The sequence below is a fragment of the Riemerella columbina DSM 16469 genome (assembly GCF_000374405.1).
In the GTDB taxonomy this organism is placed as follows: domain Bacteria; phylum Bacteroidota; class Bacteroidia; order Flavobacteriales; family Weeksellaceae; genus Riemerella; species Riemerella columbina.
In genome coordinates, this window is record NZ_KB894266.1 from 1 (window position 1) to 3,204 (window position 3,204).

Below are 3,204 nucleotides of genomic sequence, written 5' to 3' on the forward strand. Positions count from 1 at the left end.
GCGGAGAGAGAGGGAGATTTTTTTCTCTTTTTTCATCTTTTTAAAAATTATAACTATTTGATTTTTAGGATAATTAATTTTATTGATTTTTCAAATCTGTGCACTTTTTGAGTTCTTTATCTCGATTTTTCTTTTGAAATAACTTCTCAGAAATGCCGAAAATCCAGTTGTAATTAATATTGAATATATCCCCAGCTTTATGTATTTGTTCAGGTGTAAAGTTGTAAGAAGGCTTATTTTTTATCCTATTAAATCCAGATACTTTTATACCGATTGCATCCGTAAATTCTTTTTTAAATCGAATCACTTTATGCTCAATTAGTAAGTCTGGCAATTGCAGCATCCTATCATTAAACTTTGGTTTCATTTCAATAATTTTTCTAGGTAGTTTGAAAATACGGGGCATCCAACTTTAAAATAGTGTTTCTGAAAAAATGTAGGCAAAAACACCTTTGTGGATTTTAGCTGGCTAATATGAAAGAAAAGTAATATTGCAGGTTCGCTGGGGTTATCCCCTACCCCTAAAGCAATAAATGTAGGCGAATTTTCGTCATATTTTCTGTATCTTTCTAATTGCTCTTTTGTGCAGACTTCAACCTTATAATCTTTTGCCTTTCTAAATTTCGCTTCTACACTATACTCTTTTCCCGTGCGTCTTCGTTTGAATGTAAAATCAGGATTTACACAATCTTCAATGTGCCTTTGTTGCACTTCTTCAAAATTGTGCGTTTTTCTAACTATAGAATAGCGTTCATCTGGAAACATTACATTTTGAACATAATCCTCAAACAATTTACCTTTTTCTATAGAATCCATATCAACCAATTTTATTAGACTTTTTCCTATTACATGATTCACAAAGCAACTGTATATTTCGGTAGGTGTTAGACCCACCCTTTGAAAAAGGAATAATGTGATCAAACTCTATTTTTTCAGAACTACCACACTCCACGCACCTACCGCCATCTCTATTCCATACAGCATCTTTAACTTTTTGAGAAATACGGTCACGCTTATTATTTAGCCTGTTTTCAATTTTTTGAAGTTCTTTTATTTTTTCTTCTGCCTCTCTAGCTTCCCTTAATAGATCCACCTGCATTTTAATATTTCCATATTGATTTTTCTTATAAATCATTTGGTATTTGTAAAGCAGAGTTTCAAGATCACTGATAAAAGACTCTGTAATTTCAGGAACTAATCCAGACGCACTTTCTTCATCAATTCTTTTCTTTATTTCGTTGTATTCTAAATTATCTAGCCAACTTTCATGGTTTATCGTGAGCTCTTGTTTTTTTTCTATGCTATATCTTACTGCATTTTTAATTAGTGAAATTATTTTAGGTCCTTTACGCCCTAAAATTTGACTTTCCAAACTATAGTTATAATAAGAAAGTTCGCCCTTCGCTTTTTTAAACTCATATTCATTAAAGAAGAAAACATCTTCATTTGTAAGTGTTGTTGATATTGCTTTATCTTTAACTTTAATGTTTTCAGAATCTTTATTTGTCAACCTTTTGATTTCTTCGTCCCTATCTGTAGCCAAACCTTTGTACAGTTCAATATCTTTTATAAATGTATGTTTTTCTTTGGCATTTTGATTAAGTAAATCTTCTTTTTTACTAATAACATTTTTTAAGTTTATAATTTCATTTCCTTTATCAATAACCAAATTTTTGTTTCTTTCTATTTCCTTATTTAATAAATCTATCTCGTGGGTGTTCTGATTGAGTAATATATCTTTTTTGCTAATTATATCCTGCAAAGTTTTAACTTCTTCTTCAAGACCATTTATAGCATTATACAAAGTGTTATTTTTAGATAACAATGCCTTCTTTTTGTTTATAATCCGACTATTTCTTATTGCTAAAATTAAAACGAGGATAGGCGAAATAAACACAAATACAATCATTACCCATAAAAACACATCTACTAACATAATTTCTATAGTTTATAACAATCTAAAACATTGTATTTTTTCTAATGCTCACTTTTATCATTGCCATACCCGTGACCCTTTGCAATGGTACATCTTTGGGTTGATGATGCTGGTTTTGACTAACCAATTTAATATGCCCTTCCAAATCGGATTTTTGCACATACTTAACAGTAATCATTTCCTCATAGTCATCTACCATAACACCAAGTAAATACATCTCTCCAAAAAAGATACTTTGTACATCTACAGAGACTTCCTTATACATAATAATATCTCCTGATTTTAATAATGGATACATACTATCCCCAGTAATCGTAATAGCACCATCACAGTTAGGGATATTAGGAATACGAATATTAGCCAAAATATTAGCCTGTTTACCACTTTTAAATAAAGCTTGAAGCCCTGCCGTAGCCTCTAAATCATACAATGGTACATCTTGTATCTCGTGTATTGTATCTCTTGTCTTTCTATTTCCTTTGTGTATTACAATGCCGCTATCTTGGTTTTCGTGAGAATCTTTTAGCATATTACCTCTACCTACTAAGAGCCATTCTGGATTAATTTCGGTATAAACATTTAAGATATTTTCTACCTTATCTACTCCTATCGTTCTATTATTCTTATATTGACTTGCGAAAGAGCCGTTTGAAAACCCCACACTTTCTTCAAATTTACGAATAGATATACCTTTATAATCTATATACTCTTTAATTCTATCAACAGATGTTATTTTTTTATCACTCATAATCAATAACTTAAATTTTTATATAGGAAAAATCTTACAAAAACATTGTAAGTGTAGAATATTTCTTATATATTTGCATCATCAATTTCAAACATTCAAAAATAAATATAAAAAATGAAAGTATCACAACTATTAAGAGAAAAATTACGACCTGACAAAGTCAAGTCTAATTTGTGCTTAGAGTTAGGTGTCTCTAGAAGCACCTTAGACAGGTGGCTAGCTAGAGAAAATGAAAAAATAGCCAACCTAATAGTAATAAAGGCTATCACAAAGCTCACAGGTTTAACCCAAGAGCAAATCTTTGAGCCAGAAGATAAACAGGCAATAATAGACGCAATATGACCGCTGAGCAATTGATACCGGTATTAAAATCTCAATTAAACTTAGTGTGCGACCCTAAAGAGTTAGACAAAATTCACAGCTGGATGTTAGGGGTAGCGGAAAGCAAAGAAAAAAGAAAAAAGAGGTTGCACGCTATGTTTAATAGTATCGAGAGATACAAAATACCAGAAAAAAAAAA

Annotated in this window: 6 protein-coding genes; 2 read left to right on the forward strand and 4 right to left on the reverse strand. The window is 30.8% G+C overall.

Annotation, left to right across the window (positions count from 1 at the left end; genetic code table 11):
* Positions 1–79: 79 nt before the first annotated feature.
* Genes C237_RS0110270 through C237_RS0110285 form a run of 4 tightly spaced genes read right to left on the reverse strand, consistent with a single transcriptional unit; the run spans position 80 to position 2,684 of the window.
* Positions 80–367: a hypothetical protein gene (locus C237_RS0110270; protein ID WP_018676402.1), complete on the reverse strand. Its 288-nt coding sequence runs from the start codon at positions 365–367 to the stop codon at positions 80–82.
* Positions 364–816: a hypothetical protein gene (locus C237_RS0110275; RefSeq protein ID WP_026315636.1), complete on the reverse strand. Its 453-nt coding sequence runs from the start codon at positions 814–816 to the stop codon at positions 364–366. The genes C237_RS0110270 and C237_RS0110275 overlap by 4 nt, the downstream gene beginning before the upstream one ends.
* Position 817: 1 nt before the next feature.
* Complete coding sequence (locus C237_RS14835; protein WP_018676404.1) at positions 818–1,936, reverse strand: HNH endonuclease; 1,119 nt, start codon at positions 1,934–1,936, stop codon at positions 818–820.
* Between the two features lie 22 nt (positions 1,937–1,958).
* The gene (locus C237_RS0110285; protein WP_018676405.1) at positions 1,959–2,684 is read right to left on the reverse strand and encodes a S24 family peptidase; all 726 of its coding nucleotides are present in this window, start codon (positions 2,682–2,684) and stop codon (positions 1,959–1,961) included.
* Positions 2,685–2,798: 114 nt separating this feature from the next.
* Here C237_RS0110285 and C237_RS0110290 point away from each other — a divergent pair, with 114 nt between their 5' ends.
* Together C237_RS0110290 and C237_RS0110295 are read left to right on the forward strand one after the other, a co-directional pair.
* The gene (locus C237_RS0110290) at positions 2,799–3,026 is read left to right on the forward strand and encodes a hypothetical protein (protein ID WP_018676406.1); all 228 of its coding nucleotides are present in this window, start codon (positions 2,799–2,801) and stop codon (positions 3,024–3,026) included.
* Positions 3,023–3,204 (forward strand): hypothetical protein (locus tag C237_RS0110295; protein WP_018676407.1); only part of this gene is annotated, 182 nt, incomplete at its 3' end. The genes C237_RS0110290 and C237_RS0110295, both read left to right, overlap by 4 nt.